This window comes from Vibrio sp. OPT46 (assembly GCF_015163535.1).
GTDB lineage: Bacteria > Pseudomonadota > Gammaproteobacteria > Enterobacterales > Vibrionaceae > Vibrio > Vibrio alginolyticus.
This window is the reverse complement of sequence record NZ_JADDYG010000452.1, coordinates 8,620-9,039: the sequence shown is the minus strand read 5'-3', so window position 1 is coordinate 9,039 and position 420 is coordinate 8,620.

Below are 420 nucleotides of genomic sequence, written 5' to 3'. Positions count from 1 at the left end.
ACCGTTTCAGCTCGATTTTCGTCGCGGTTCTGCTCACCGCGATGGTGATGTGGGTGGTGCATCACTGGATTCGTGTGATGTTGCTAAAGCATCCTGAGATTAAGAGCGTGGAGTTGAATTAAATCTGGCCGAGGCTGGAAACGGGAAATGTATGCCGATCACTTTACTGTGAGCGGCATTTTTATTTAAAACGGTCACCCTGAACAACGAGGGACGAGGTGATTCAGGAGCTACCCACCGAGTGCTGTGAAGTTCTAAGGTTATCGCCATTTTCCAGTGAGTTGTTAGTAGATTCCTAGTCTCGTTTAGACTCGCTGGAATGACCCGACCTTGGAGCTGCTCTAATACCTGGTGGATGGCGAGCAATGTATCTTCCAACATCCGTCATCCTGAACAGCGAGGGACGAACGTGATTCAGGA